Source organism: Streptomyces pseudoechinosporeus (assembly GCF_054783935.1).
Map to the genome: position 1 here is coordinate 325,882 of NZ_BAAGPS010000005.1, position 26,346 is coordinate 352,227.

24 protein-coding genes and 3 pseudogenes are annotated in these 26,346 nt (G+C 69.2%); 13 read left to right on the forward strand and 14 right to left on the reverse strand.

Annotated features, from left to right (window positions below):
* Positions 1-154: 154 nt before the first annotated feature.
* The 6 genes and pseudogenes from ACYVO6_RS08130 to ACYVO6_RS08155 form a co-directional block, all read left to right on the forward strand.
* Positions 155-1,234 (forward strand): annotated as a pseudogene (locus ACYVO6_RS08130) (acyltransferase family protein); the annotation flags it as partial.
* On the forward strand, positions 1,200-1,619 hold the full coding sequence (locus tag ACYVO6_RS08135) for a DUF3151 domain-containing protein (protein ID WP_461058768.1): 420 nt from the start codon (positions 1,200-1,202) through the stop codon (positions 1,617-1,619). The pseudogene ACYVO6_RS08130 and the gene ACYVO6_RS08135, both read left to right, overlap by 35 nt.
* Before the next feature lie 207 nt (positions 1,620-1,826).
* The gene (locus ACYVO6_RS08140) at positions 1,827-2,615 is read left to right on the forward strand and encodes an aldose epimerase family protein (RefSeq protein ID WP_461058770.1); all 789 of its coding nucleotides are present in this window, start codon (positions 1,827-1,829) and stop codon (positions 2,613-2,615) included.
* Positions 2,616-2,661: 46 nt separating this feature from the next.
* Entirely contained in the window at positions 2,662-3,210 is a 549-nt protein-coding gene (gene pyrE / locus ACYVO6_RS08145; RefSeq protein WP_461058772.1) for an orotate phosphoribosyltransferase, read from the forward strand.
* Between the two features lie 179 nt (positions 3,211-3,389).
* On the forward strand, positions 3,390-4,412 hold the full coding sequence (fbaA, locus tag ACYVO6_RS08150; protein ID WP_461058774.1) for a class II fructose-bisphosphate aldolase: 1,023 nt from the start codon (positions 3,390-3,392) through the stop codon (positions 4,410-4,412).
* 102 nt (positions 4,413-4,514) lie between these two features.
* On the forward strand, positions 4,515-6,011 hold the full coding sequence (locus ACYVO6_RS08155) for an MFS transporter (protein WP_461058776.1): 1,497 nt from the start codon (positions 4,515-4,517) through the stop codon (positions 6,009-6,011).
* Between the two features lie 198 nt (positions 6,012-6,209).
* Here ACYVO6_RS08155 and ACYVO6_RS08160 read toward each other — a convergent pair whose 3' ends face one another.
* From ACYVO6_RS08160 to ACYVO6_RS08170, 3 genes are all read right to left on the reverse strand, one after another.
* Positions 6,210-7,097, reverse strand: coding sequence for an SRPBCC domain-containing protein (locus ACYVO6_RS08160; protein WP_461058778.1), 888 nt, complete (start codon positions 7,095-7,097; stop codon positions 6,210-6,212).
* Between the two features lie 57 nt (positions 7,098-7,154).
* On the reverse strand, positions 7,155-8,762 hold the full coding sequence (locus ACYVO6_RS08165) for a polyamine aminopropyltransferase (RefSeq protein WP_461058780.1): 1,608 nt from the start codon (positions 8,760-8,762) through the stop codon (positions 7,155-7,157).
* A gap of 181 nt (positions 8,763-8,943) precedes the next feature.
* A complete protein-coding gene (locus tag ACYVO6_RS08170; protein WP_461058782.1) occupies positions 8,944-9,462 on the reverse strand; it encodes a DUF2617 family protein in 519 nt (172 codons plus the stop codon).
* A gap of 848 nt (positions 9,463-10,310) precedes the next feature.
* Between ACYVO6_RS08170 and ACYVO6_RS08175 the strand changes: the two are divergent.
* The 5 genes and pseudogenes from ACYVO6_RS08175 to ACYVO6_RS08195 form a co-directional block, all read left to right on the forward strand.
* Positions 10,311-11,081 (forward strand): annotated as a pseudogene (locus ACYVO6_RS08175) (aminotransferase class I/II-fold pyridoxal phosphate-dependent enzyme); the annotation flags it as partial.
* Between the two features lie 248 nt (positions 11,082-11,329).
* Complete coding sequence (locus tag ACYVO6_RS08180) at positions 11,330-11,521, forward strand: hypothetical protein (protein ID WP_144384867.1); 192 nt, start codon at positions 11,330-11,332, stop codon at positions 11,519-11,521.
* The gene (locus tag ACYVO6_RS08185) at positions 11,518-13,008 is read left to right on the forward strand and encodes an N-6 DNA methylase (protein ID WP_461058785.1); all 1,491 of its coding nucleotides are present in this window, start codon (positions 11,518-11,520) and stop codon (positions 13,006-13,008) included. The genes ACYVO6_RS08180 and ACYVO6_RS08185 overlap by 4 nt, the downstream gene beginning before the upstream one ends.
* Positions 13,008-14,318: a restriction endonuclease subunit S domain-containing protein gene (locus ACYVO6_RS08190; RefSeq protein ID WP_461058787.1), complete on the forward strand. Its 1,311-nt coding sequence runs from the start codon at positions 13,008-13,010 to the stop codon at positions 14,316-14,318. Before ACYVO6_RS08185 ends, ACYVO6_RS08190 begins: the two co-directional genes overlap by 1 nt.
* A 13-nt stretch (positions 14,319-14,331) precedes the next feature.
* The gene (locus ACYVO6_RS08195) at positions 14,332-15,498 is read left to right on the forward strand and encodes a pyridoxal phosphate-dependent aminotransferase (protein WP_461058789.1); all 1,167 of its coding nucleotides are present in this window, start codon (positions 14,332-14,334) and stop codon (positions 15,496-15,498) included.
* Between the two features lie 91 nt (positions 15,499-15,589).
* Here ACYVO6_RS08195 and ACYVO6_RS08200 read toward each other — a convergent pair whose 3' ends face one another.
* From ACYVO6_RS08200 to ACYVO6_RS08210, 3 genes are all read right to left on the reverse strand, one after another.
* Positions 15,590-16,768 (reverse strand): cytochrome P450 family protein, encoded by a 1,179-nt coding sequence (locus ACYVO6_RS08200; RefSeq protein WP_461058791.1) that lies wholly within the window; start codon positions 16,766-16,768, stop codon positions 15,590-15,592.
* 209 nt (positions 16,769-16,977) lie between these two features.
* Positions 16,978-17,496 (reverse strand): hypothetical protein, encoded by a 519-nt coding sequence (locus ACYVO6_RS08205; RefSeq protein WP_461058793.1) that lies wholly within the window; start codon positions 17,494-17,496, stop codon positions 16,978-16,980.
* A 306-nt stretch (positions 17,497-17,802) separates the two neighbouring features.
* Positions 17,803-18,357 carry a Uma2 family endonuclease gene (locus ACYVO6_RS08210; RefSeq protein WP_461058795.1) on the reverse strand — a complete coding sequence of 185 codons (555 nt, stop codon included), beginning with the start codon at positions 18,355-18,357 and terminating at the stop codon, positions 17,803-17,805.
* A gap of 175 nt (positions 18,358-18,532) precedes the next feature.
* On the opposite strand from ACYVO6_RS08210, the pseudogene ACYVO6_RS08215 reads away from it, so the two are divergent.
* A pseudogene (locus ACYVO6_RS08215) lies at positions 18,533-18,970 on the forward strand (aminotransferase class I/II-fold pyridoxal phosphate-dependent enzyme); the annotation flags it as partial.
* A 258-nt stretch (positions 18,971-19,228) separates the two neighbouring features.
* On the opposite strand, the gene ACYVO6_RS08220 reads toward ACYVO6_RS08215, so the two are convergent.
* The 8 genes from ACYVO6_RS08220 to ACYVO6_RS08255 all read right to left on the reverse strand — a co-directional run bounded on the left by ACYVO6_RS08220 (position 19,229) and on the right by ACYVO6_RS08255 (position 24,985).
* Positions 19,229-19,537 (reverse strand): hypothetical protein, encoded by a 309-nt coding sequence (locus ACYVO6_RS08220; RefSeq protein WP_461058797.1) that lies wholly within the window; start codon positions 19,535-19,537, stop codon positions 19,229-19,231.
* A gap of 75 nt (positions 19,538-19,612) precedes the next feature.
* Positions 19,613-19,735, reverse strand: coding sequence for a hypothetical protein (locus ACYVO6_RS08225; protein WP_461058799.1), 123 nt, complete (start codon positions 19,733-19,735; stop codon positions 19,613-19,615).
* Between the two features lie 32 nt (positions 19,736-19,767).
* Positions 19,768-20,358 carry a class I SAM-dependent methyltransferase gene (locus ACYVO6_RS08230; protein WP_461058802.1) on the reverse strand — a complete coding sequence of 197 codons (591 nt, stop codon included), beginning with the start codon at positions 20,356-20,358 and terminating at the stop codon, positions 19,768-19,770.
* Between the two features lie 150 nt (positions 20,359-20,508).
* Positions 20,509-21,045: a YbjN domain-containing protein gene (locus ACYVO6_RS08235; RefSeq protein WP_461058804.1), complete on the reverse strand. Its 537-nt coding sequence runs from the start codon at positions 21,043-21,045 to the stop codon at positions 20,509-20,511.
* A 184-nt stretch (positions 21,046-21,229) separates the two neighbouring features.
* Entirely contained in the window at positions 21,230-21,553 is a 324-nt protein-coding gene (locus ACYVO6_RS08240; RefSeq protein WP_461058806.1) for a type II toxin-antitoxin system PemK/MazF family toxin, read from the reverse strand.
* Complete coding sequence (locus tag ACYVO6_RS08245) at positions 21,550-21,774, reverse strand: hypothetical protein (RefSeq protein ID WP_461058808.1); 225 nt, start codon at positions 21,772-21,774, stop codon at positions 21,550-21,552. The genes ACYVO6_RS08240 and ACYVO6_RS08245 overlap by 4 nt, the downstream gene beginning before the upstream one ends.
* 22 nt (positions 21,775-21,796) lie before the next feature.
* Positions 21,797-24,397, reverse strand: coding sequence for an ATP-dependent chaperone ClpB (gene clpB / locus ACYVO6_RS08250; protein ID WP_461058810.1), 2,601 nt, complete (start codon positions 24,395-24,397; stop codon positions 21,797-21,799).
* 291 nt (positions 24,398-24,688) lie between these two features.
* Complete coding sequence (locus ACYVO6_RS08255; RefSeq protein ID WP_461059335.1) at positions 24,689-24,985, reverse strand: (2Fe-2S)-binding protein; 297 nt, start codon at positions 24,983-24,985, stop codon at positions 24,689-24,691.
* A gap of 375 nt (positions 24,986-25,360) precedes the next feature.
* On the opposite strand from ACYVO6_RS08255, the gene ACYVO6_RS08260 reads away from it, so the two are divergent.
* Positions 25,361-26,344 (forward strand): helix-turn-helix transcriptional regulator, encoded by a 984-nt coding sequence (locus tag ACYVO6_RS08260; RefSeq protein WP_461058812.1) that lies wholly within the window; start codon positions 25,361-25,363, stop codon positions 26,342-26,344.
* Positions 26,345-26,346: the final 2 nt, after the last annotated feature.

Sequence of the window (26,346 nt, forward strand, 5' to 3'; positions counted from 1 at the left end):
GCCCGCATCGGCGACCTCGCTCGCCAGCATCCCGGGCCAGAGGACCGCGGGCGCGGCACCGTCCGCGCCCCCGGCCCGCCCCACCGGACGCGACCGCTACCTCGACCTGCTCCGCTCCCTCGCCCTGGTCCGCGTCGTCACGTACCACACCTTCGGCTGGGCCTGGCTGACGCTCGCCTTCCCCTCGCTCGGCGTGATGTTCGCGCTGGCCGGCTCACTGATGGCGCGCTCGCTGAACAGGCCCGCACTCTCCGTGATCCGCGGCAGGATGCGGCGCCTGCTCATCCCGTTCTGGGTGTTCGCCGCCGTCGCGGTCTGCTGGATGCTGGCGCGCGGCTGGAGTCCCGTACAGCTGCCCCGAATGCTGCTGTGGGTGCTGCCGCTGGGCGATCCACCGGGCAGCGAGTGGGGCGAGCAGCTGACCGGGACACTCTGGTACATCCGCGCCTACCTCTGGTTCGTGCTGCTCTCCCCCGTCCTGCTGTGGGCCTGGCGGCGCGCCCCGCTCCCGCTCCTCGCGGGCTTTCTGACGCTGGCCGCGATCAGCCAGTACGAGCTGTGGGACCTGCCGGTCCTGGTCGGATCGGCCCTCACCGACCTCGGCGTCTTCGGCGCCTGCTGGCTGCTCGGCTTCGCCCACCAGGACGGTTCGCTGGACGCGCTGCGCGCCCGTACCGTCTGCGCGGCCTCGGCGCTGCTGCTGGCGGCCGGCGGCTGGTTCACGTTCACGCACCCCACGGACGAGGGCTACGACCTGGGCTCGATCCCGCTCGGCCAGGCCCTGTGGTCGCTGGGCTTCGTCCTTCTCCTCATGAGGTTCCGGCCACGCTCACTGCCCCGATGGCCGTGGCTCGACGGACTGGTCCGCCTCTTCAACGCCCGTGCCGTCACGATCTACCTGTGGCACGAGGTCGCGCTGATCCTCGCCGTGGCGCTGACCGACCGGATGTGGCAGGTGCCGTTCCTGGAGCAGTATCTGCCGCTGGGCTCGGACTGGTTCCTGTTCCTGCTGGTCTGGCCGCTGATCGCGGCCGCGATCCTGACGGTCGGCTGGGCCGAGGACCTCGCCTCCCGGAAACGGCCCCACCCGTGGCCCACGAAACCACCGAAGAAGGCCCTGATCGCCGTCCCCGCGCGCTCGTCGGCCGACGGAGAGCAGGCTGCCCGAACGCCTGACCGCAAAGTGGCAGACTGCATGCATGACGACTCACAAGAACCTGCTCGGCGGCCCTGAGCCGACGCACCTGCCGGAGAACGAAGACGCGTACCGCATGCTCGGCGAGGAGTCCCTGGCGCCCGCCGAAGTCGCGGCCAAGCACCCCACGTTCTCGCTGGCCTGGGCCATGCTCGCCGACGACGCCTTCGAGGCGGGGCGCGTGGTCGAGTCGTACGCGTACGCACGCACCGGCTACCACCGCGGACTCGACCAGCTGCGCCGGGCCGGATGGAAGGGGCACGGCCCCATTCCCTGGGACCACCGCGCCAATCGTGGCTTCCTGCGCTGCCTTGCCGCGCTCGCGCGCGCGGCCGACGCGATCAGCGAGAAGGATGAGGCGGAGCGGTGCTGGCAGTTCCTGCAGGACAGCAGCGTGGAGGCCTATGCGGCGCTCAGGCGGTAACGGTCGCTTCAGGGTGCCCTTTGCTTGCCTGGTCACCCGGCGCCGGTGTGGGCGCCGCTGGGGCTGCGCCCCCGGCCCCCCTCGATAGGTCGTATCTCGGCCGCGGGTGCGTTGTGGCTGGTCGCGCAGTTCCCCGCGCCCCTTGGGGGCTGCGCCCCCAGACTCCCCCGCCCCCTCCGCAGATCGTCCGACCAGTAAGGTCATCCCGTGCATAACGAAGACATCACGCTGACCGCGGGTGACGCGGAGGTGACCGTGCGGCCGGGGAACGGCGGGCGGGTCGGTGGGCTGCGGGTCGGCGGGCTTGAACTGCTGCGCCAGGGCGGTAAGTTCGGGAGCTTTCCGATGGTGCCCTGGTGCGGGCGCCTCCGGGACGGGCGCTTCCTCAATGGGGCAACCGTGCATCAACTGCCCCTCAACTCACCGCCGCACGCCATCCACGGCACCACCCGCGACGGAGCCTGGCGGACGGCGCGTACGAGCGCGGACGAGGCCGTCATCACGTACGACCTCGTCGAACCCTGGCCGTACGCGGGCCGTGTCACGCAGGTCTTCTCGCTGGCCGAGGACGCGCTGACGCTGACCATGTCCGTGGAGACGTACGACGACTCCTTCCCGGCGCAGATCGGCTGGCACCCGTGGTTCAACCGCAACCTGGGCGGTGACGACGTACGCATCGACTTCTCGGCCGCCTGGCAGGAGGAGCGCGGCGACGACCATCTGCCCACCGGGCAACGGCTCGACCCGAAGCCGGGCCCGTGGGACGACTGCTTCGGGATGCCCGGTGGCGTCGACGTGACCCTGACCTGGCCGGGGCAGCTGGAGCTGAAGGTGGCCAGCCGCGAGGAGTGGGTCGTCGTGTACGACGAGCAGGAGGCGGCCGTGTGCGTGGAGCCGCAGACCGGTCCGCCCAACGGGCTCAACACCCTGCCCCGCCTGGTCACCCCGATCGAGCCCCTCGAAGCCACCACCACATGGTCCTGGCGGCAGCTCTGACCCACGCCATCTGGACCCGGTGGCGGGCGGCTCTAAGCTGACGGACATGACTGACGTACGCGGCACGCTGCTGCAGCAGATCAAGGACAAGGCCGTGGTGCACGGCAGGGTGACCCTCTCCTCGGGTCTTGAGGCCGACTACTACGTCGACCTGCGGCGCATCACCCTCGACGGGGAGGCCGCCCCGCTGGTCGGGCAGGTGCTGCTCGACCTCACCGACGGCCTCGAGTTCGACGCCGTGGGCGGGCTGACCATGGGCGCCGACCCGGTCGCGGCCGCCATGCTGCACGCCGCCGCCGCGCGCGGCAGGCGGCTGGACGCCTTCGTCGTACGGAAGGAGGCCAAGGCGCACGGCCTTCAGCGGCGGGTGGAGGGACCGGACATCAAGGGCCGTCGCGTGCTGGTCGTCGAGGACACCTCCACCACCGGTGGCTCCCCGCTGACCGCCGTCGAGGCGGTGCGGGAGGCCGGGGCCGAGGTGGTCGCCGTCGCGACGATCGTCGACCGGGCCACGGGCGCCGCCGAGAAGATCCAGGAGGGCGCCGGGGTGCCGTATCTCTTCGCGTACTCGAAGGACGAGCTGGGCCTGCACTGAGCGGTGTCCACAGGGAGTTGTCCACAGGTAACCCGAGGCCCCGGACGGGAGTTGTCCACAGGCCCGGGCCGCGTGGCTGGATCAACCGGCCAAGTCTGGAAAGATGGGGACGACGATGACGTCGCCCCCTAGGTCAGGGCCGTAAGCAGAACTCCACCCGCACATACAAGGAGCGGACAATGGCCATCGCAACCCCCGAGGTCTACAACGAGATGCTCGACCGGGCGAAGGCAGGCAAGTTCGCCTACCCGGCCATCAACGTGACCTCGTCGCAGACCCTGCACGCTGCGCTCCGCGGCTTCGCGGAGGCCGAGAGCGACGGCATCATCCAGATCTCCACCGGTGGTGCGGAGTTCCTGGGCGGCCAGCACAGCAAGGACATGGTCACCGGCGCGGTCGCGCTGGCCGAGTTCGCGCACATCGTCGCCAAGAAGTACGGCATCACGGTCGCCCTGCACACGGACCACTGCCCGAAGGACAAGCTCGACGGGTATGTGCGCCCGCTGCTGGCCGTCTCCGAGGAGCGCGTGGCGCGCGGCGAGAACCCGCTGTTCCAGTCCCACATGTGGGACGGCTCGGCGGAGACCCTCGCCGACAACCTCACGATCGGCCAGGAGCTCCTGGAGCGCGCCCGCGCCGCGAAGATCATCCTCGAGGTGGAGATCACCCCGACGGGCGGCGAGGAGGACGGCGTCTCGCACGAGATCAACGACTCCCTGTACACGACGGTCGACGACGCGATCCGTACGGCCGAGGCCCTGGGCCTGGGCGAGAAGGGCCGCTATCTGCTGGCCGCGTCGTTCGGCAACGTGCACGGCGTGTACAAGCCGGGCAACGTCGTGCTCCGTCCCGAGCTGCTGAAGGAGCTGAACGAAGGCGTCGCGGCGAAGTTCGGCAAGCCGTCCCCGTTCGACTTCGTCTTCCACGGCGGCTCCGGCTCCACGGAGCAGGAGATCGCGACCGCGCTGGAGAACGGCGTCGTCAAGATGAACATCGACACGGACACCCAGTACGCCTTCACACGTCCCGTCGTCGACCACATGCTCAAGAACTACGACGGCGTTCTGAAGGTCGACGGCGAGGTCGGCTCCAAGAAGCTGTACGACCCGCGGACGTGGGGCAAGGCCGCCGAGGCGTCCATGGCCGCGCGTGTCCTGGAGGCCTGCCAGAACCTCCGGTCGACCGGCACGAAGATCAAGTAAGGCGCGCGTTGACCAAGTAAGGCGCCCGTTGATCAAGTAGGGCGTACTTTTCGGACGGTCCGGGATCCTGTGGGGTGCCGGACCGTTCCGTATGCTCCGGGTATGGCTGCCCCTCCCCAGGAGAACCAGCAGGACACAGGCGTCAGGATCGGCACCCCCGCGGGGAGATGGATCCTGCTGACCACGGTGCTCGGTTCGAGCATGGCGTTGCTGGACTCGACGGTCGTGAACGTCGCGCTGCCGCGTATCGGCCGCGACCTCGACGCCGATCTCGCCGCCCTCCAGTGGACCGTCAACGCGTACACGGTCACCCTCGCGGGCCTGATCCTCCTGGGCGGCGCCCTCGGCGACCGCTTCGGGCGCCGGAAGATCTTCGTCATCGGCGTGATCTGGTTCGCGGTGGCGTCGCTGCTGTGCGGCATCGCACCGAACGCCCCTGCGCTCGTCGCGGCCCGCGCCCTTCAGGGCATCGGCGGCGCGCTGCTCACCCCCGGCTCGCTCTCCCTCATCCAGGCCTCCTTCCATCCCGACGACCGGGGGAAGGCCGTCGGCCTGTGGTCGGGGTTCGGCGGTGTCGGCGCCGCGGTCGGCCCCTTCGTGGGCGGCTGGCTGGTGGACGGTCCCGGCTGGCGCTGGGTGTTCCTGCTCAACGTCCCGCTCGCGCTGCTGTGCGCGCCGATCGCCCTGCGCCACGTACCGGAGTCGAAGGACGGGCGGAAGCACGCGCGCGGATTCGACGTACTCGGCGCGGCCCTCGGCGCGCTCGCCCTCGCCCTCGTGACGTACGCCCTGATCGAGGCCGGCAGCGGCACGCTGATCGTCGCCGGGACGGCTGCCGCGGGGGTCGTGGCGGGCATCGCCTTCGTGTACGTCGAGCGGAAGCGGGCCGATCCGATGATGCCGCTCGACATCTTCGCGTCCCGCCAGTTCACGGCGGTCAATCTGGTGACCCTGTGCGTGTACGCGGCCTTCAGCGGCTTCTTCTTCCTCGCCGCGCTCCAGTTGCAGGTCGTCTCCGGCTACTCGGCGCTCGGCGCCGGTACGGCGCTGCTGCCCACCACCGTTCTGATGCTGCTCCTGTCCGCCCGCTCCGGCGACCTGGCCGCGCGTATCGGCCCTCGCATCCCCCTCACCGTCGGCCCGCTGCTGTGCGCGGCGGGGATGCTGCTGATGCTGCGAGTGGGCACGGACGCGTCGTACGTCCTGGACGTCCTGCCCGCGCTGCTGGTGCTGGGCCTTGGCATGGTCACCCTGGTCGCGCCGCTGACCGCGACCGTGCTCGCCTCCGTGGACAACTCGCGGGCGGGCCTGGCCAGCGGCATCAACAACGCGGCGGCCCGCGCGGCGGGCCTGATAGCGGTCGCCGCGCTGCCGCTAGCCGCGGGGATGGGGTCGGAGGCGTACCGCTCGCCTGCCGCTTTCGACGACGCGTTCACGCGGGCGATGCCGCTGTGCGCCGCGGTCCTCGTGGTGGGCGCGATCGTCGCCTTTACGACCGTTCGCCGGCCGACGCCGGACTGCCGGCGGCCCGAGTGCCGGACGCACGGGAGCGTTACGGCTCCGCCGCTGGAGCGGGGTTCCGGCGCGTCCGGCGCGTGAGGGGTGGGCGTCGGGGGCTGCGCCCCCGGCCCCCTCGAATGGGTCGTATGTCGGCCGCGGGTTCGTCGTGGCTGGTCGCGCCCACGCGGCGGAGCCGCATATGAACACAGCCCCGCGCCCCTGAAGGGGCGCGGCCCCGGGAACGCCCGCATCCGTACTGGGTGACCAGGTGCCCAGCGGCCCCGCGGAGCGGTGCGGTCAGCGCCGTCGGCGCAGGACGCGGCCCAGAACGATGGCCGAGGCCACCACAAGCGCGGCGGCCGGCGCGGCCCAGCGCAAGGCCGCGCCCCTGGACACGGCCTCAGGTGCCGGCACCGGCGCGTACCGGCCACGCGGGGGCGCGTGATCGACCTCCTCCGCGCTCCGGCCGATCATCGTCCGCCGGGCGTGCGCGGCCTCGGCCGGAGGCTCCCCGTCCTCCTCCTCGAAACCACCCTCGAAGTCGTCCTCGGCGAACGGGGCGAGCGCGGGCGGCGGAACCTCGGTCTCGAAGACGGAGGGTTCCTCGGCGGCCACGGCCTCGGCATCCTGGGCCCCTTCGGGCGGTGCGATCGCCGAGTCGGAGTCGGCGGCCGGCTCGGGCGCCGCCTCCGGCGCGGCAGAGGCGGACGCCCCCTCCGCCTCACCAGAAGCCTCCGGCTCACCAGAAGCCCCCGTCGAACCGCCGGAGGCCCCCGCCAGGTTCTCCGCGAAACGGTTCAGCAACCGCGTACCGGCCGAAGCCACCGCATCCGACGGCAACTCCATGACCCGCCCGTCAGCCGAGACCGTCCCCCCAAAGACAAGCATCGAGCCCCCCTCAGCCGAGCGGAGCGACAACGTGAGCGCGAGCTTCGCCGAGCCGCTCCCGCGGGCCTCGGTGGCGTCGCCTTCGATGGCGTACGACCCGTCGTCCTGCCCGGCGACCCGGAGCGTGCCGCGATAGGTGATGCTGTGACTGCCGACGCGTACCTTCAGGCGTCCGGAGACGGGCGCCTTCCCCGCGTCCTGCTGGAGCCCGGGCACCGCCCGGGCCACCCGCGAGGGATCGGCGAGCGCCTCCCGAAGACGTTCGACGGGAACCGGAACGAACACCTCATGCTCCATGTCGGCCGAGCCTACCCAGCGTGGCCCGTTCCGCACCTGCGTATCAGAGCATTCGGTTCAGCCGGCGTAACGCGGATGGACCAGCGTCGACGGCGGCAGGCCCGGCAGCCGGGTGCGTTCCGCCGCCCGCGCCGCCCCGGGGAGGGACAGCACGGGTGTCGTACGGGCCGCGAGGACGAAGCCCCAGTCGTCCGGCGCCCCCGCCGGGCCACTCGTACGGTCGGGCCCGGCCGCGAAGCCGGAGTCGCGACCGCCCACCCGGTACGGCACGGTCCGCAGCCCCGCCGCCCGCAGTGTCGCGTCGACCGTCCAGAACACCCGCGGCCGGGACGCGACAGGCCCCGCGTGCACGACGAGCCGCCCGCGCTCGGCGAGAACCCGCCGCGCGAGCCCGTAGAACTCCAGCGAGTACAGCTTCGTACTGGCCGTGATCCCCGGATCCGGCAGATCCGAGATCACGACGTCGTACGTGTCCCGCGTCTGACGCAGCCGCACGAACGCGTCGGCGTTGACGACGCGCACCCGCGGATCCCCGAACGCGTCCTTGTTCAGCGCGGACAGCGCCGGGTCGGTGCGCGCCAACCGCACGACGCCCGCGTCGAGTTCGACCACATCGACCCGTCGTACGCCCGCGTGTCGCAGCACTTCGCGTACCGCGAGCCCGTCCCCGCCGCCGAGGACGAGCACGCGCGCGTGCGGCCCGCTGCGCATCGCCGGGTGCACCAACGCCTCGTGATAGCGCCGCTCGTCCCGCCCGCTGACCCGCAGCCGCCCGTCGAGGAACAGGCTGAACGGACGCCCGTCCGAGCCGCCGGTGAGGACGACCTCCTGTACGTCCGTCTGCAGCGCCACCCGTACGTCGTGGCCGTACACCGCCTGCCGCGCCGCCCGTTCGAAGTCGTCGACGTGGACGGCGGCCGAGGCGAGCAGCCCGAGGACGACGAGGTTGGCGATGACGAGCAGCCGGCGTCCGCGGCGGGTCAGGTCCTGCCGGAACAGGCCGAGTACGAGGGCGCCGCCCGCGATCGCGTTGACGGTTCCGGTGATCAGCGCTCCGGTCAACTGGCCGAGCAAGGGCAGGAGAAGGAAGGGGAAGGCGAGTCCGCCGACCAGCGCGCCCACGTAGTCCGCGGCGAACAGGTCGGCGACCGCGCCGCCCGCGTCCTGCTGCCTGATCCGCTGGATCAGCTCCATCAGCAGGGGCACTTCGGCGCCGATGAGCAGTCCGATCACCAGTGAGAAGGCGACGAGCAGATAGCGGGATCCGCCCTCCCACGCCCCGCCCCAGTCGCCGGTCCAGGCGAAGGCGGCGTACAGGGCCATCGCACTGCACCCGCCGACCAGCGCGAGCAGCGCCTCGACCGCCCCGAAGCCGGCCGCGGCGCGGCAGCACAGACGTTTGGCCACGAGCGAGCCGATGCCCATCGCGAAGACCATCACGGAGAGCACGACGGAGGCCTGGGTGACGGAGTCACCCATCAAGTACGAGGCGAGGGCGACGAGTTCGAGTTCGTAGACGAGTCCGCAGGCCGCGCAGACGAAGACGCCTGCGAGGACGAGGCCCCTGCCTGTGGCTGCCTTGACTGGCAGTCCCGGGCAGGGGCCTCCCGGACTGGCGCCCCGGGGCGGCGCTCCGGGCGGGGCCGGGGCGTGCGGGTCGATCACCCAGGTCACGGTACGTCACGCCTCCGGCGGGGGGCGTCACTCACACGTGTGGAACTTTTTGGGTGTGCGCCTGCTTTGGGTACCGTCGCGCTTCCGCCTGTTTCGTTTACGGCTGCGGGTAGTTGTGGGCTGGTCGCGCAGTTCCCCGCGCCCCTAAAGGGCGCGTCCCCGAACCCGGCGCTTATGCCGGAGCCGCCACCCGTACCCCAACTCTCGTCCTTGTCGCCACCAGTTGGCCGTCCTGTGGATATGCGTGCCAGGTGCGCCAGTGGACCTGGTCCTCGTGGTGTTGGGCAAGCATGGCTGTGAACGCGTGGGGGCTGCCGGGGAAGACGCCTGCCAGGCCGTGGGGGTGGTCGGAGACCAGCGCGAGGAGTTCCTGTGCGCGCCCCTCGAATGAGCCGCGTGACAACGTTTCTACGCGGGCCGCGAACTCGTACTCCCACTCGCCGACGCGTTTGGCGACGCCGAGCGGCAGGGGGGTGCTGCTGCCCGGGATGCAGGCGACGGTTTCCGAACAGGTGCCTCGCCGCTCGTCCAGGAGTACCTGGTGGGATGCGCCGAGCAGTCTCAACTGGAGCTTGGCGCCGGAGAGTTCGAGGTCGAGCGTGGCGAGCGCGGGGAGCGGCTCGCGTCCCAGGGCCCAGGCCAGGTCGGCCGCGCGCGTGTCGGTGTAGGCGGTGTGGAGGGTGGTGAGCATGGATCGGCTCCCGCTGGCACGCAAAGGGTGAGTGGGGCCCGTCGCATCCTGACCGGCTCCGGGGGAATCGCCCGGTCTGCCTGGTCAGAAGGATGCTTCGGGGTCTGCGTGGGGGATTAAGAGGGAATCATGAACAGCGCGTCCGCCACAGCCTTTTTACCCATCTTCATGCGATTTCCATCCCTCCGAGGGCTCCCCAGCTCACCTGTTCAACCAGGGAGTGCGCCCCCGGCGGCCGAGTGCGCCGTGAGCGCCCCAACTGCCAGGCGCCCGGCGGCAGATACCCCAACGACGAGGCGCCCGCCGAAAAGTGTGACACTTTCGCGGCAAGTGTCACACTTTCCGGCGGACGCCTCCTGGTGCCGGACGGTCCGGATGCGGTTCCCCCACGGACCAGCTGCCCCGTGTCAGCTGCCTCCGCCGCCGCATCCTCCCCCGCCGCCCCCGCAGGACGACCCGCCTCCGCAGGACGAGCCCCCGCTGCAGGACGAGCCCCCGCCCCCGTGGTGACCGCCCCCGCCCGAGGCCCACCAGCTGCCGCCGCGGCTCCCGGAGCCGCTGCGCGAACGCGAGCGCGCCCTCCTGCTGTCGCTCGTCGCGGCGATCAGAACACCGATGACGACCACTGCACCGACCACCGCCAGGATGATGCCGATATTCATGGCGTCACCCTCCTTTCGTTCCCCCGAAGCGACCCCCCGTGGGCCATTGCTTCTCGCTTGTGTTTCTGTCTGCTTTCTTGCTGTTCCTGCTTGCTTCTTTCTGGCTTCCTTCTTGCGTGAGAGGGGGATGCCCCCGGCCGCCGGAGCTCAAAGCAGAGTTGAGCAACTCCAGAGGTTGCGCGCAGGATGGCCGCCATGACCTCCACCGTGCGCCCGCTCCTCAACCGCCGTCTCGCCGAGTTCGGGACGACGATCTTCGCCGAGATGTCGGCCCTGGCCGTGAGCACCGGCTCCATCAACCTCGGCCAGGGCTTTCCCGACACCGACGGCCCCGACGAGGTCCGCGAGGCGGCCGTACGGGCGCTGCGGGACGGCCGCGGCAACCAGTACCCGCCGGGCCCCGGCATCCCCGAGCTGCGCGCGGCGATCGCCGTACATCAGGAGCGCCGGTACGGGCTCACGTACGACCCCGACACCGAGGTCCTCGTCACGGCGGGCGCGACGGAGGCGATCGCGGCCGCGCTGCTCGCCCTGCTGGAGCCCGGCGACGAGGTGATCGCGCTCGAGCCGTACTACGACTCGTACGCGGCCTGCATCGCGATGGCGGGCGGCACCCGTGTCCCCGTGACGCTGCGCCCGAGCGAAGGTTCGTTCCGCCTGGACCTCGACGAGCTGCGGGACGCGGTCACCGACCGCACCCGCCTGCTCCTGATCAACACCCCGCACAACCCCACCGGCACGGTCCTCACCCGCGAGGAACTCACCGCGATCGCGGCACTCGCCGTCGAACGCGACCTCCTCGTGGTCACCGACGAGGTCTACGAACACCTGGTCTTCGGCGAGGCCGAACACATCCCGCTCGCCACACTGCCGGGCATGCGCGACCGCACGGTCACCATCGGATCGGCCGGGAAGAGCTTCTCCTTCACCGGGTGGAAGGTCGGCTGGGTCAAGGCTTTTTCGCCTACCTATTCTCTTGGCACCACGGCGCTCGATCTCGCTGCCTAGCGGACTCAGCCTCATAGATCCCAAAGAGCGTGCACTCAATGACGCCTCACTCAACTGCGCACGCGCGCCTAGGAGAATCCCAAAGACCGTGCATCAAGCGTCGCGTGGGCCGTGTCTTCTACTGTCCTTCCTGACGCCGGGGATCGTGTGACTCGCTCGCGCTCTTGGAGATCCCCCTGATCTCAGGAAGGAAGCACGTGCAGCAGAAGTCGATGTACGTGATCATCGCGGTCCTCGTGGCGCTGGTTGCCGCTCTCGCCGGCAGCCTCGTGGCCGTCGTAGAGGGAGGGCGCCCCACGGTGGCTTTCAGGACCGGGGTGACGACCTTCGCCGGTGCCCTGACGCTCGTTCTCGGTGTCATGGTCTGCCTGGGCGTGGTGGGCTCGTGAACGACGTCGAAACCCTTCGAGGGGGTGCGCGTGACGAGGACCCCGCCGCGCTCAGGGTCTTCACGGAGGTGCGCCTACAACGCGAGCGTCTCTCCCGTCTGATGAACGCCCACGACGCGGCCCGGCTCGTCCTCGGGCTGCTCTACCTGAGCCGGACCGCGCGCACCGTCCCCGGGGCCGGTGTTCCCACATGGTTGTGGCTGCTGAGCGAGGCCGTAGAGCGTAGGTCGCCAATCGGACCTTCCCTGCGCAAGTGCCTTGCCCACTGGCTCCCCGCCAACGACGCCGGAGGCGACGATACGGGTACGAGCGACTTGATGCCCGTACCGCCTCCCGGCGCCGATGGCCCGCTGCGCGGTCTCATCCTGGCGATCGGCTCCGTCCAGCAGGTCGGGACGCTGCTCGACCAGTGCCTGCGCGACCTCTCGGCCGAGCAGGCACGCGGAAGCCACTACTTCACGCCCGGCGACATGGCCCGCCTCATGGTCGGCGCCGCCGCGCCTCAGGACGGTCACAACGTGCTGGACCCCGTATGCGGTTCAGGTGGGCTGCTGGTCGAGAGCCATCGTTACGTCCGCGAACGTGTCGGGCTGAACCCGACCATGTCTTTGCGGGGGAAGGATCAGCACGCCCATACCTCGCAGGTCGCCCGTATGAACCTCGCTGTACGGGGCATCGAGGCCCGTGTCTTCCCGCCTGGGGACAGCCTCGCCACGCCGGAGCCCGATCGGTACGACATCGTCCTGGCCAACCTTCCGTTCAACCAGCACGACTGGGCACCGGAGCGCCAGGTCACCCGGCTGGAGCGGTACTTCCCCACCGACCCCCGGTGGCTTGACGAGCCCCCGCCCAGGGGATCCGCCAACTCCGCGTGGATCCTGCACATCGCGCACGCGCTGGCCCCGCAAGGCCGAGCAGCCTTCCTGATGGCCGACAGCGTGGCCAAGAGCATCCAACCCGCCACACGAAGGCTGCGCGAACGGCTGCTGCGAGCCGACCTCGTCGAGTGCGTGATCGCACTGCCGCCCCGCGTGTTCGGCCATACCGAGGCCACCGCCTGCCTGTGGGTGCTCAACAAGGACAAGAGCCCACGACCCGGCTGGGGCAGCGTCGACCGTCGCGGACAAGTGCTGTTCATCAATGCGCGGCGGGCTTTCGAACCCGTCCCGGGATCGAGGGCACGGAGGCTGGGAGACAAACACACGGAGTCGATCCTGACCACCCTGGCAACCTGGCGGGGCATCGCAGAGAACCGTGCCACCTCCATGTCCTACCGCGATGAGCCGGGCTGGTCCCGAAGCTGCTCGACCGAGGAAATCGCCCGCCGCAAGCACGACCTCATGCCCACCTCGTACGCCGTGGAGCCCCCAGGTCCCGAACGCGACACACGGAGCCGGATCGACCAGCTCAAGCTTGAGCTGGTCGAGAAGCTCAACCAGGTCCATGCCCTCGAATCGCGACTACTGGACGCCCTGGAGGAGATCTGATGGACGCGACGGCCCACCACGACGGCTCCAGTACCGAGGGGTGGCAGAGGACCACCATCGCCGAGTTCCCGAAGGCGTCCATGTACACCACCTCCGGCGTCCTCGACGACAACGCTCCCGATCAGACAGGCATCGTCAGCTCGACCTACGTCAGGGACGGGAAGATTCACTCACCGCAGACCGGCAAGCGCGGTCTGGGGGACTCTCGCCCCAACCGGGCAACCCTCAAGGAGGGCGACCTGGTCGTCGTACTCGTCAGGCGGACGGGCGACGCCGCTTTCATCACCGCCGAGCACGCGGGTTGGACCGCGACCAGGTCGATCGGCATCATCCGCGCGGACCCGCACGTCGTGAGGTGGCTCCGCATCTGGCTGCAGACGCCCACGGCGAAGGCACGGATCGACGAGGACGTGACGGCACACGTCGAGCCCACGGTGAGCCTCGACACGCTCCGCCGCATGCCCCTCCCGCTTCCACCGCCGGACATCATCACCAAGTACCACAGGGCCTTCAGTCTCATCGAGGAAAAGATCGACCTCCACCAGGAGGCCGCGCAAAAGGCAGTGGAGCTGGCCGACGCGATCCACAACGACTGGTCCTCCGCGAGTCCGGCCTGGGAAACACGACTGCTCGACGAGGTCGCCAAGGCGAAAACAGGCAAGGGCTCCGCGCGCTCGCTCCCCCCTAGAACGAAAGGACCCGGCGTCGACGCGATCACCCCAACCGACCTCTTCGACCTCACGGTGCCCCACGTGGAGAGGTTCCGCCTGAGCAGCCCGGCAGATGCCGCGAAAGCGTGGCCTCCCGGCACCTTCATGTTGAGCACCCGACCCGACGGCGCGCACATCTCCGTGACGCAGCGCCCGGCGTCACCCACCAGAGGCGTCGTGGCGGTGCGGCCTGCGGACGACAAGGACAGCTGGTGGCTGCTCCACGAGCTGAGAAGCCGGAGCAGCGACGTCGCACAGGTGGCTCAGGGCCGAAACGCCCGGGAGATCTCCGCACGCGCCCTCTCGCGCTTGAGCATCACCTGGCCCGACTCGAGCACCCGCGCCGACTTCCACACCATGACCGACCCGCTGCACGCCGTGGCAAGGCAGCTGGTCTCCGAGAGCGCGACACTGCACGACCTGAAGGACGCGCTCCTGCGCGACATCTCGACAAAGGCCGGCGTTCTCCTGGAGCAGGAGGCGGAGCCCGACGAAAAGCGCGTATACCCCCCTCGGCCCTCTGTGGTCCCTTCACCGCGCGAGGCCACGACCGGCCATGAGTCAGGATGGTCCCCGGAGAATCGACGGGTACCCGAGTGAGAACGGTGGAGACATGAGCGCCAGGCCACTGCTGAACCGAAGGCTGGACGGACTCGGGACGACGATCTTCGCGGAGATGTCGGCACTGGCGACCGCGACGGGCGCGATCAACCTGGGCCAGGGCTTCCCCGACACCGACGGGCCCGAGGAGATCCGCGAGGCCGCCGTCCGCGCCCTGCGGGAGGGGAAGGGCAACCAGTACCCGCCCGGCCCAGGCATCCCGGAACTGCGGGTAGCGATCTCCGACCACCAACAGCGCTTCTACGACCTCTCCTTCGACCCTGACACCGAGGTCCTGGTCACCGCTGGCGCCACCGAGGCCATCGCCGCCACCATGCTGGCGCTTCTGGAGCCGGGCGACGAGGTCATCGCCTTCGAGCCCTTTTACGACTCCTACGCCGCCTGCATCGCCATGGCCGGAGCGAAGCGCGTACCGCTCACGCTGCGAGCGCCGTCCTTCCGCCCGGACTTGGATGAGCTGCGCGCCAAGATCACACCGCGGACCCGGCTCCTGCTCCTCAACACCCCGCACAACCCGACTGGGATGGTCCTCACCGCCGAAGAGCAGAGTGCCATCGCCGCACTCGCCATCGAACACGACCTGCTCGTCGTCACCGACGAGGTGTACGAGCACCTCGTCTACGAAGGCACGCACCATCCCATCGCGGCCCTGCCCGGCATGCGCGAGCGCACGGTCACCATCGGCTCGTCGGGCAAGACCTTCTCCTTCACCGGATGGAAGGTTGGCTGGGTCACCGCGAATGGCCCGCTCGTCTCCGCCGTCCGGACGGCCAAGCAGTACCTGACGTACGTCAGCGCGGGCCCGTTCCAGTACGCGATCGCCGAAGCACTGCGGCTGCCAGACTCGTACTTCGACGGATTCCGCGCCGACCTCCGCCGCAAACGCGACCTGCTCGGCGACGGCCTGCGCCAGGCCGGGTTCGAGGTCTACCAGCCCCAAGGCACGTACTTCATCACCACCGACATCGCCCCCTTCGGCGAGAAGAACGCCTATGCCTTCTGCCGCGCCCTCCCCGAACGCTGCGGCGTCGTCGCCGTCCCCAACTCCGTCTTCTACGACGACCCCGACGCCGGCCGCAGCCAGGTCCGCTTCACCTTCTGCAAGAGGGACGACGTACTCGACGAGGCCACCAGCCGCCTGCAACGCCTGGCGTCCTGATCCCATGTATTGGGCTGATTCCATCCTGCTCAGGAAGGAATCAGCCCAAGGCGTCCCGCAGATCTACCGGACCCCTCCAGTGCCTTCGACGTCACAGGGCGAGCGGCAGGGATGTGAGGCCGCGCATCAACCGCGTGTGCCGCCACTCCAGTTCCTCAGTGGGAACTGCCAGTCGAACGTCGGGGAAGCGGGAAATGACCGCCCCGAGCGCGAGTTCGGCTTCGGCTCGCGCGAGGGGTGCTCCCAGGCATCTGTGGATACCGTGGCCGAAGGCGAGGTGGCCGGTGGCACCACGGTTGAGATCGAGCTGGTCCGGCCCGGGGAATCGGGTGGGGTCGCGGTTGGCGGCACCGGGAGCGATGAGTACCGGAACGCCTGCGGGGATCACGGTCCCGCCAAGTGTGAGCGCCTCGGTGCTATAGCGGAACGTGGCGATCCCGACAGGCGAGTCGAAGCGCAGCAACTCGTCCAGGGCACTCCCGAGCAGCTGCGGTTCGACTCTCAACTGCGCGAGCGACTCTGGGTGTTGCAGAAGAGCCAGAGCCGCGTTACCAATGAAGTTGGTGGTGGTCTCGTGGCCGGCCACAAGCAGGAGCACGGCGAGCGATACGAGTTCGTCCTCGGTCAGCTTGTCCTGGCCGTCGCGCACGGCGATGAGGTCGTCGAGCAGGCTCTCGCCGGGCGAGCTGCGTCTGGAGGCCACAAGGTCGGTCATGTAGCCGCCAACAGAATGTGAGGCGGCGTCGATCCGCCGGGGATCTCCGGCGGCGAACAGCTCGCTCGACCACGTGCGCACGAGCCGGCGGTCGGATGCGGGTACGCCCAGCAGCTGACAGATGACGGTGACTGGCAGCGGTACCGCGAGGCTCGCAACGAGGTCCACCGGTCCGTGATCCGGCCAGGCGTCGAGCAGCTCGCCGACCAGGCCGGCGATGTACGGGCGCAACCGCGCGACGGCCCCGGTGGTGAACGCCTTCGTCACCAGAGCCCGCAGCCGTGCGTGGCGCGGGGGGTCGGTGGCGAGCATGTTCTGGGAGACGGCCGGATGGAGGTCACGCTGCGAGGGCCGGCCGGCGAAGAACCGCATGGTGTTCTTCGAAAGCCGAGGATCGGTGAATGCCTCCCGGGCCTCCGCGTAGCCCGTGACCAGGTAGCTGTAGCGCCCTCCTGAACCGGTGGGCACCTTCTGAACCGGGGCCGCGTTTCGCAGCCGGGCGTAGGTCGGGTAGGGATCGTCGAAGAACCGCGGGTCCTGCAACGGGTCGGTCACGCTTGCGAGTCCATTCCTGCGGGTGCCAGTTCGTCTGCGACAGTGCGCGTGATCTCGCCCTGTGTGTAGGCGCGGGCGACGAGGAGCAGCCACTCGGTCTCGGCGCGGAGGTTGCCCTCCCGGGAGGCGGCACCGGGGGCCGGCGGTGCGGCTTCTGTCTGCGGCTCGCTGTCGGCTTTCTTCTGCCGGTTTTCTTTGCGTGTACGGGCCTAGGGAAGCGCGGCGCTCACACCATCGGCGATCATCATCCACATGGGCTGACCGCCCGTGCCGAAGGCCGAGGCCAGGGCATATCCGACCGAGGCGTCCGCCGGCCGGACCTCCGCGTCCTCCTTCCACTCGGCGATGACCATCTCGTCACCGTTGGAGATGAAGTCCCCTATGTACGTGCCATCGCGGGTCAGCCGACTGCTGGGAACGGAGTCAGGGACCAGGCGGTACCTCGCCCCGTCGTATTCCACGTCCACCCGGTACGAACGCCTGGTCAGACCGCTCTTGGCCGGCTTGAGGGCGACCTCCGTGCCGTCGATCGTCATGGTGAGGTGGGCCGGGTCACGGCTGCCGATGGCGGTCTGCGGCTCCACCTCCGACTCGAGGTCGCGCTCCAGGGTCACGCGAGGAACCCCCTCGCCTTCGACCTCCAGGCGGTCCTGGCCGTCCTGGCGGACGGTGATCTCGCCGAAGAGCGTGTCCTCGATGGGCGTGGCGGCGGGAGGTGGGTCGTTCATGGGGTGAGTCCTTCAGCGTCGTCAGAACTGATGGGGCAACTCTGCCAGTTGAGTCGCGGCCAGCTCGCGGTAGAGATCGTTCCGCTCCAGCAGCTCACGGTGCGCCGGCGCGTTCAGCGCCGGCGGCGCCAGTTGTGTGTCTCGCCGCAGCGTGCGCGAACGCGGAGAACAACTCCCGCTGCCAGACGCAGAGAGAGCCCGAGCCCGTGGGGGGCGGCAGGCCGAGATCCACGGCCGCCACCGACCAGGCCCGACGATGTCCGACGACAGAGGTGCCGACGGCACGGCCGCACCGGGAGTCCTTCGTCAGCGGGCGTCCGCCTCGGGCTCCGGGCGCGGGAGTTCGTCGAGGTCGAGGGTGAAGGTGCGGCCGTCGGCCAGGGAGATGGGGAGCTTGCCCGTGCCGTACTTGTGGGTGTGCGCCGCGATGTAACCGGTGACGGTCGGCTGAGTGTGGAGGACGACTTCCTGGGCGTAGGGGTCCACAACCAGGTAGATCGGGATTCCGTAGCGTCCGTACTTCGCGGTGCAGTCGTCGTAGTCCTTGCGTGCGGAGGAGGTCGAGACGACCTCGGAGATCAGCAGGACGTCCTCGAAGCTGTAGCGCTTGCCTTCCCGGTGGGCGTCCTCGCGAAGAATCGCCAGATCGGGGGCCGAATTCTCGTCGGCGGGGAAGTCGATGTAGACGTCGGAGGTGACCTTCGCGTGACGGCCGAGGGCGAGAGCGGAGTCGATCTGCATCGATCTGATGGTGCTGGAGTGCTCTTCGCTCCGGGGAGTCATGATCACCTTTCCGTCGGCCCCGAACAGGACCGTGTACCCCTTGGGGAACTCGGTGTGCACGATCGCGTCGACGCTCATGGACGGCTCCTTCCCGTGTGTGGTCAGGATACGACGGACAGTGCCGCGTCACCGAGCCCTGCGGTACGGCTGCGAGATCGGTCCGGACACGTTCTGCGGCCGACTCAACGGCGGTGCTGGAGATCCCCTCGGCGGGGCTTGTCGCGCGACATACGAATGAGTGCATGAACGAGGCGTCGGCTGGATTACGGCGCCCCGGGAACTCGTCTCGGCCGTCCGCTCGGCCAAGCAGTTCCTGACGTACGTCGCCTCCGGGCCCTTCCAGTACGCCGTGGCCGAGGCGCTGCGCCTGCCCGAAGCGTACTTCGAGGAGTTCCGTGCGGACATGCGCGCCAAGCGGGACCTGCTCGCGGGCGGCCTGGAGCAGGCGGGCTTCAAGGTCTTCCGCCCGGCCGGCACGTACTTCATCACCACTGACATCCGGCCCCTCGGCGAGAGCGACGGCTTCGCCTTCTGCCGCGCGCTGCCGGAGCGCTGCGGGGTGGTGGCGATCCCCAACGCAGTCTTCTACGGCCACCGCGAGCAGGGCGCGCCCTTCGTACGGTTCGCCTTCTGCAAGCGGACGACGGTGCTGGAAGAGGCGGCCTCCCGGCTCAAGACGCCGACCGCATGACAGCCGGCAGGCGTACCCGCAAAGGGTTCCGGCCACACGGACACGGTTGCTCCGAGCCGCCGCGCACCCAGTGGCACGATGGATGGACGGGCACGACTGTTGACGCGGAGTTGCACGACCGGGTGAGGCGACTGGATTCACGGGGAGCTGTGGCTGCTCCCGTCCTGATTGGTTCGCCGATGGCTGGTTGGTTCGCCGACGGCTCGGGTTCACTGCCACCCTGGCGAACAGGCCCCCTGGCACCCGGCGGGCCGGTGCTCATGACCCGATGGAGGTTTCCCCGCCGGTCCTCCTGCTCGACCACCGGGCCGACCGGCCCCGCGCAACCCGCGCCGCCGCGAGCGCCCGGCCGCGACAGCTGCGCAACTGGCTCCGGGACAGCCTGGCCCGCTGCCCGCCGCCCGCGATCAGGGCGTTGACCGACACCATCGGGTCGCCTCCGACCGTCCGCGCCACCAAGGCCCCGACCACCAGCGGGACCAGCGCCACCGAGAGGGCCGAACCGGTGGCGGTGACCGTGGCGGTGACGTTCCGGAGGGGGCGCGGGCGTGTGGTGTCCGTGGTCATGACGACAGTGCACCAGCCGCCCGGATCCGGGGATACCGGGCAACATACTCAGTCGCTGCGGCCGGGATACTCAGGTCACGGGGCGGGCAGGGCGAGCGCGAGCTTGCCGATGACGCGGCCGTTGAGCATGCGTGCAGTCGATGACGTGGTCGGCGCCCAGGGCCCGTACCGCGTCGGGCTCGGGAGTGCTCGCGTCACCGAGCCCGGCGTCGCACCTCGTTCTCCCGGCGTCAGCCCTCGATGGCCCGGTACACCAGCAGATACCGCCAGAGCAGCAGGCGGCGCAGGGTCGAACCGGGCAGGAGGCGGGCGGATTCGGTGCGGGTTTCGGCGTACGTCATCGGGGGCGGCCAGACCATCGGGATCTGCACCGACGGGGCGGGGCGGCGCCGGCGCAGCAGGCGGTTCGCGGTGAGGAGGGGCTGGGCGGGGAGGGCCCAGAGGGCGTCGGTCGCCGACTTGACCGGGTAGAGCCCGAGCACCGCCAGGACTCCGCCTGGCGCGAGGGCTTTCCGTAACGTCAGCACCGTGTCGAACGGCATGTGGTGGAGGCTGGCGATGCAGGAGATGAAGTCGTAGTGGGAGTCGGGCAGTTGACTCTCGCGGACGTCGGCCTGACGGTAGCGGGGGCCGCCTCCGGTGGCTTGCGCCGCCTCGATGACGTCCGCGTTGGGGTCGACCGCGTCGACGTCCAGCCCCCGCTGCGCGAGCTGCCGCGCGAACTGCCCCGTACCGCAGCCGACGTCCAGTGCCGTCAGCGCGCCGTCCGGCACCTGTTTCAGGAGCAGCGGGTGGTAATGATCGTTCAAGTTGAAACCCATGCGGACGGAACCTACCCAGGCCCGTCTCCCCGCCGCAGCCCCGCGCGACGAACGGCGAGAGCCCGGCCGGGGCCCGCGACGCTGCTGGTCGCGACCCTGACCGGGCTCTCGTTCGCGTACGGAGCCGAGCCCCCTGCCGAAACGCGGAGACTACTCCTCGTCGCCCTCGGGCTTATCGGCGTCGTTGACCTCCTGCTCCAGGCCGAGCTGTTCGACAAGCCACTTGTCGAACTCGATGGCGGCCCGCACCCAGCTGACCGTCGAGGACACGAAGTGCTCCAGGCTGACACCGGTGCCGATCAGCATCTGCGCCTCGCCGATGAGGCGGACGGTGCCGTCGTCGTGCGTGTGGCTGTAGAGCTTGGGCCACAACGTGCGCCGGTTCCAGTCGTCGATCGACTCGAGGAGCTGGGGCTTCTCGTCGATCTTGTGCGGGCGGTCGTAGAACGTCCGCACCGAGAAGACCTGCTGGTCTCCCTCGCCACGGAACATGAAGTACGTACGGAACTGCTCCCACGGCGCAGCGAGGTCACCCTCGTCGTCGACGACGTACTTCAGCTCCATCTGGTCCAGGAGCTGCTTCACGAGGTCCTGATCCGGGACGACGGGGCCCGCCGGTCCGCCGCTCTGCGGCTCTGGCTCGGGCTGGCCCCCGAAGTTCGGAATCGAGGACGGGTCGATGGACATACTTGGACACTCCTGTGCTCGTCTGGCTCGTCCGGCCATAGCTGAGACCAGACGTACACAGCCCACCCTCTCTCTCTTGGGCCGTGACCGGCAACCGCCCCAGGCGAAGGGTTCCGAATGTGGCCGAATGAGAGGCGGATGGCCAGGGTGAGACGCATGTGCACGACCCCGGCCTGCCCTGCGGTCAGAACAGGCCGAGCTTGAGCATGAGGGCCCGGTCGAGTTCCATCAGCTCGTGAGCCTCAAGGGCGCCCTTGAACGCGCCGAAACGCGAACCCGGGTCGACGGAGTAGGTCTGATCCGTCAGAATCCGTGTCGCCTTGCCGTCGAGTTCGATCTCCGGGCGGTAGACGGTCGGCACGGCGCTGGTCGATGTCATGGCGACCGTCACGAGCGATGTGGCGAACTGGTCGGACTGGATCACCACCGCATATCGGTGGCCTTGCTGCTCATGTCCCCGCGCCCCAGGCATCGCCTTGAGCTCGTGGATCGCTCCCCGGAAGATCACTCGGCGATGCCCATGAAGCGTTGGATGGCGAGCATCTCCGCCCGGTCGTCAGGGTCGGCTTCCGCGCGCGCCGCGTCCGCCTTCGCCTGCTCGATCAGCTTCTCCTTGTAGGTGTGCAGAAGCGCATACCGCACGGCCTCCCTGCGGGAGCCGTACTCCTCCACCAGTGCGCTCAGCGCTGTCTCCATGGCCTCGTCCGTGCGGACGTTCAGAGTGCCCATGGAGACAGCGTATTGCGCCGTCTTACAGCGTCTTGCCCGTAGCCGGCCCCACGATCAGGCCGTCCCCGAACGAGTCCACCCGTACCGTGTCGCCGTCCTTCACCTCGCCCGCGAGGATCTCCTTGGCGAGGCGGTCGCCGATGGTGGTCTGGACGAGGCGACGGAGAGGGCGGGCGCCGTAGGCCGGGTCCATGCCCTCGTCTGCCAGCCAGGTCAGGGCCTCGTCGGTGACCTCCAGGGTGAGGCGGCGCTCGGCAAGGCGCTTGGTGAGGCGGTCGATCTGGAGCCTGGCGATGCGTTCCAGTTCGGGCTTCGTCAGGGCCGAGAAGACGACCAGGTCGTCGAGACGGTTCAGGAACTCCGGCTTGAAGGAGGCGCGGACCACCTCAAGGACCTGCTCCTTCTTCTCCTGCTCGCTGGTCATGGGGTCGACCAGGAACTGGCTGCCCAGGTTCGAGGTGAGGATCAGGATCGTGTTGCGGAAGTCGACCGTACGGCCCTGCCCGTCCGTGAGGCGTCCGTCGTCCAGCACCTGGAGCAGGATGTCGAAGACCTCAGAGTGCGCCTTCTCGACCTCGTCCAGCAGCACCACGCTGTACGGGCGACGCCGCACCGCCTCCGTCAGCTGGCCGCCCTCCTCGTAACCGACGTAGCCGGGCGGGGCGCCGACCAGCCGCGCCACGCTGTGCTTCTCGCTGTACTCCGACATATCGATCCGGACCATCGCCCGCTCGTCGTCGAAGAGGAAGTCCGCGAGCGCCTTGGCCAGTTCGGTCTTGCCGACGCCCGTCGGGCCGAGGAAGAGGAAGGAGCCGGTGGGACGGTCCGGGTCCGCGATACCCGCGCGTGTGCGGCGTACGGCGTCCGACACCGTCCGTACGGCCTCGGTCTGGCCGATGAGCCGACGGCCCAACTCCTCCTCCATGCGCAGGAGTTTCTGCGTCTCGCCCTCGAGGAGCCGTCCGGCGGGGATGCCGGTCCAGGCGGCGACGACGTCCGCGATATCGTCCGCGCCGACCTCCTCCTTGACCATCGTGTCGGACTTGGACGCCTCCTCCTCTTCCTCGGAGGCGGCCTCCAAGTCCCTTTCCACGGCGGGGATCTCGCCGTACAGCAGCTTGGAGGCGGTGTCGAAGTCGCCGTCGCGCTGGGCGCGTTCGGCCTGACCGCGCAGTTCGTCGAGCTTCTCCTTCAGCTCACCGACCCGGTTGAGGGACTGCTTCTCCTTCTCCCAGCGGGCGGTGAGGCCGCGCAGCTCCTCCTCCTTGTCGGCGAGATCGCGGCGCAGCTTCTCCAGGCGCTCACGGGAGGCGGGGTCGGTCTCCCTCTCCAGCGCCAGCTCCTCCATCTTCAACCGGTCGACGACGCGCTGGAGTTCGTCGATCTCGACGGGAGACGAGTCGATCTCCATACGCAGCCGGGAGGCGGACTCGTCGACCAGGTCGATCGCCTTGTCGGGCAGGAAACGGGAGGTGATGTAGCGGTCGGAGAGGGTGGCCGCGGCGACCAGCGCGCTGTCCGCGATCACCACCTTGTGATGGGCCTCGTACCGCCCCTTGAGCCCGCGCAGAATCGCGATGGTGTCCTCGACGGTCGGCTCGGCGACCAGCACCTGCTGGAAACGCCGCTCCAGGGCCGGGTCCTTCTCGATCCGCTCGCGGTACTCGTCGAGGGTCGTGGCACCGACCATGCGCAGCTCACCGCGGGCGAGCATGGGCTTGAGCATGTTGCCCGCGTCCATGGCGGAGTCACCGCCGGCCCCGGCGCCCACGACGGTGTGCAGCTCGTCGATGAACGTGATGATCTGCCCGTCGGAGTCCTTGATCTCGGCGAGTACGGTCTTCAGCCGCTCCTCGAACTCACCGCGGTACTTGGCGCCCGCGATCATCGCGCCGATGTCGAGCGCGACGAGCCGCTTGTTCTTGAGGGACTCGGGCACGTCCCCCTTGATGATCCGCTGGGCGAGTCCCTCGACGACGGCGGTCTTGCCGACGCCGGGCTCGCCGATGAGGACGGGGTTGTTCTTCGTACGCCGGGACAGCACCTGTACGACGCGCCGGATCTCCTGGTCCCGCCCGATGACGGGGTCGAGCTTGCCCTCACGCGCGGCGGCCGTGAAGTCGGTCCCGAACTTCTCGAGTGCCTTGTACTGGCCCTCGGGATCCGGTGTGGTCACGCGGCGCCCTCCCCTCGCTTTCTGGAAGGCCTCCAGCAGCTTCTTCGCACTGGCGCCCTGCTGGGAGAGTACGTCCCCCGTCTGGCCGCCCTTCGCGGCGATGCCGATCAGCAGGTGCTCCGTGGAGAGGTACTCGTCGCCCAGCTCCTTGGCCCGCTCCGTGGCATCGGCGATGACGGCGAGCAGCTCGCGGTTGGGCTGCGGCGGGGCGACGGTCGAGCCGGTCACGCTGGGCAGCGCGCTCAGTACCCGCTCGGCGCCGGCCCGTACGGCCGCCTGGTCCGCCTCTGTCGCGGCCAGCAGGTCGGTGATGTTCTCGTTCTCCTGCCCCTCGAGCAGTGCGAGCAGCAGGTGCGCGGGGGTGAGATCCGGGTGGCCCTCGGACACGGCACGGTTGCTGGCCGCGTTGATCGCGTCCCGGCTCCTGTTGGTCAGCTCGGCGTCCACGTCCGCTGTCTCCTCCTTGCGTCAGCCGTCGTCAGCCGTCGTTTGTCGTCGGTCAACACTGACTTCGGCAACGTACACAAAGTTGAGTCTATTCCACTCAAGGAGGCAGGCGGGAGCAGAACGGGGGACACCGCGCGCACACCAGGCTCGTACGGCTGAAATCAGCCCCGCTTCGAATGGCCCATACCTGGAGATTCCGCGCAAACTACAGCGGCGTCACCGTGTTCAGGTCACGGTGACGCCGCTGCGGGGGGAAGCACCTGCGCGATTTACTACGACGGGGGAATCGCGTCAGGCACTGCGGGGGGTGGCTGAGATGGTTCGTACGTCCGGGGCTTCCGGCTCGACCAGCTCGTGGTCACGCTGGTCGAGGTTCACAAAGATCATTCCGTACCGGATGGCACACCGCACGGGCTGCGGCGCTCCTCGCGGACGCCGCAGACACCGGTACGCCCGCACGTCGTCGTCCTCGTCCCGGGTGACGACGACCGGCTCTCCGAAGACGGTCACCATCAGTGAGTCGCCGCTGTGGGGGATGGCGGTGACCAGGTCGATGAAGTGCCAGCCGGAGCGGTAGGCCGTGGCCATTTCCCGGCGGAAGGAGCGGTCGTCCGGTGGAGTGGTCACGTCAAGCCCAAACGCTGTCGTCTTTGCCGGCGGGAGCCGCCAGCCACACGCTGTCGTCGGCGATCGCGACGGACGGCGCTGTCCTCGGCCATACGCTGTCTGCCCGAACATCACCCTCCGCGCCGGAGATACCACTGAGCGTCCCGAAGGCCACGACGGCGGAGAAGGCGGCGACAAGCACCGAGTGAAGCATTCTGTTCCGCATAGTCGGCTTCATCCTCACTTGAAGGTCCCCTCTTCCCCCGTCGAATAAGACGATGGCTCATTCGGGCACGTCATGGCCACACAATCGGTGCATCATGTTCCTGCACGTTCAGGACCCTGGGGGGTGGAGATTTGGCAGCGAATGGGACTAATACGACACATCCCCATCCGGTGACCGAGCCATGTGCGGACGGTGGCCGTCTTTATGCGAACGCCCTGCGTGCAGGACGCATCGCCCGTGAGGATGTGGAGCCCGCACCCTGTTTGATGGAATTCGCCCTTCTTTACCCCGATCCTGACGATGCGAACTGGCTGCGCCCGGTGCCTCCCTCGGTCGCCCTGGCTCAGCGTCTCAATCCCATTGAGCGCGAGATAACCGAACGCAGACGCATCTCGATCGAACTGACCGAAGCTTTCGAGCCGTTCATGGCCCTAACCGCCCAGGCGACGGCAACCACTCACTCGATCACGGTGCTGGAGGGCAAGGAACGCATCAACGCGGCGCTCGACCTGGCCACGGCCCAGTGCCAGACCGAGATGCTCACGGTCCAGCCGAGCGGCCACCGGCCCGAGCACAGCCTCATCCAGGGACTGGAGCGCGACCGGCCACTGGTCGAACGTGGCGTGAGCATCCGCACCCTGTACCAGCACACGGCCCGCTACAGCCCCGAGAAACAGGCCTATGTGGACCACTTCTCCAACGGCAAGGTGGAGTACCGCACCATCGACGAGCTGGTCGAACGCCTCATCATTTGCGACGAGACCGTCGCCTTCATCCCCACCCGCGACGACCAGAAGGTCGCCCTGGAACTGCGTCACCCGGGTCTCATCCGCTATCTGATCAAGGTCTTCGAGTTCATGTGGGGGCGAGCCGTCCCGCTGAGCGCCGGCGCCCCGTACGAGACAGCCCCCGACGGCATCACGGACATCCAGCACTCCATCGCGAAGCTACTCGTGGAGGGCCATGTCGACGAGGCCATAGCGCGCCGCCTGGGCATGAACGTACGGACCTGTCGAGCCCACATAGCGAAGCTGGCCACCGCTCTCGGCAGCGGCAGCCGGGCACAACTCGGCTTCCTCATCGCGCAGTCGGGGATCCTGGACCAGGATCACTGAAC

What these genes read in the sequence shown, in the direction of transcription:
- ACYVO6_RS08155 (WP_461058776.1), top strand. Translation starts at nt 4,515, where the DNA reads ATGGCTGCCCCTCCCCAGGAGAACCAGCAGGACACAGGCGTCAGGATC.
- ACYVO6_RS08255 (WP_461059335.1), bottom strand. Translation starts at nt 24,985, where the DNA reads ATGGCCACGGCCTACCGCTCCGGCTGGCACTTCATCGACCTGGTCACC.
- ACYVO6_RS08170 (WP_461058782.1), bottom strand. Translation starts at nt 9,462, where the DNA reads ATGCTCACCACCCTCCACACCGCCTACACCGACACGCGCGCGGCCGAC.
- fbaA (WP_461058774.1), top strand. Translation starts at nt 3,390, where the DNA reads ATGGCCATCGCAACCCCCGAGGTCTACAACGAGATGCTCGACCGGGCG.
- ACYVO6_RS08245 (WP_461058808.1), bottom strand. Translation starts at nt 21,774, where the DNA reads ATGGGCACTCTGAACGTCCGCACGGACGAGGCCATGGAGACAGCGCTG.
- ACYVO6_RS08205 (WP_461058793.1), bottom strand. Translation starts at nt 17,496, where the DNA reads ATGAACGACCCACCTCCCGCCGCCACGCCCATCGAGGACACGCTCTTC.
- ACYVO6_RS08210 (WP_461058795.1), bottom strand. Translation starts at nt 18,357, where the DNA reads ATGAGCGTCGACGCGATCGTGCACACCGAGTTCCCCAAGGGGTACACG.
- ACYVO6_RS08195 (WP_461058789.1), top strand. Translation starts at nt 14,332, where the DNA reads ATGAGCGCCAGGCCACTGCTGAACCGAAGGCTGGACGGACTCGGGACG.
- pyrE (WP_461058772.1), top strand. Translation starts at nt 2,662, where the DNA reads ATGACTGACGTACGCGGCACGCTGCTGCAGCAGATCAAGGACAAGGCC.
- ACYVO6_RS08190 (WP_461058787.1), top strand. Translation starts at nt 13,008, where the DNA reads ATGGACGCGACGGCCCACCACGACGGCTCCAGTACCGAGGGGTGGCAG.
- ACYVO6_RS08235 (WP_461058804.1), bottom strand. Translation starts at nt 21,045, where the DNA reads ATGTCCATCGACCCGTCCTCGATTCCGAACTTCGGGGGCCAGCCCGAG.
- ACYVO6_RS08230 (WP_461058802.1), bottom strand. Translation starts at nt 20,358, where the DNA reads ATGGGTTTCAACTTGAACGATCATTACCACCCGCTGCTCCTGAAACAG.
- ACYVO6_RS08160 (WP_461058778.1), bottom strand. Translation starts at nt 7,097, where the DNA reads ATGGAGCATGAGGTGTTCGTTCCGGTTCCCGTCGAACGTCTTCGGGAG.
- ACYVO6_RS08220 (WP_461058797.1), bottom strand. Translation starts at nt 19,537, where the DNA reads ATGACCACGGACACCACACGCCCGCGCCCCCTCCGGAACGTCACCGCC.
- ACYVO6_RS08135 (WP_461058768.1), top strand. Translation starts at nt 1,200, where the DNA reads ATGACGACTCACAAGAACCTGCTCGGCGGCCCTGAGCCGACGCACCTG.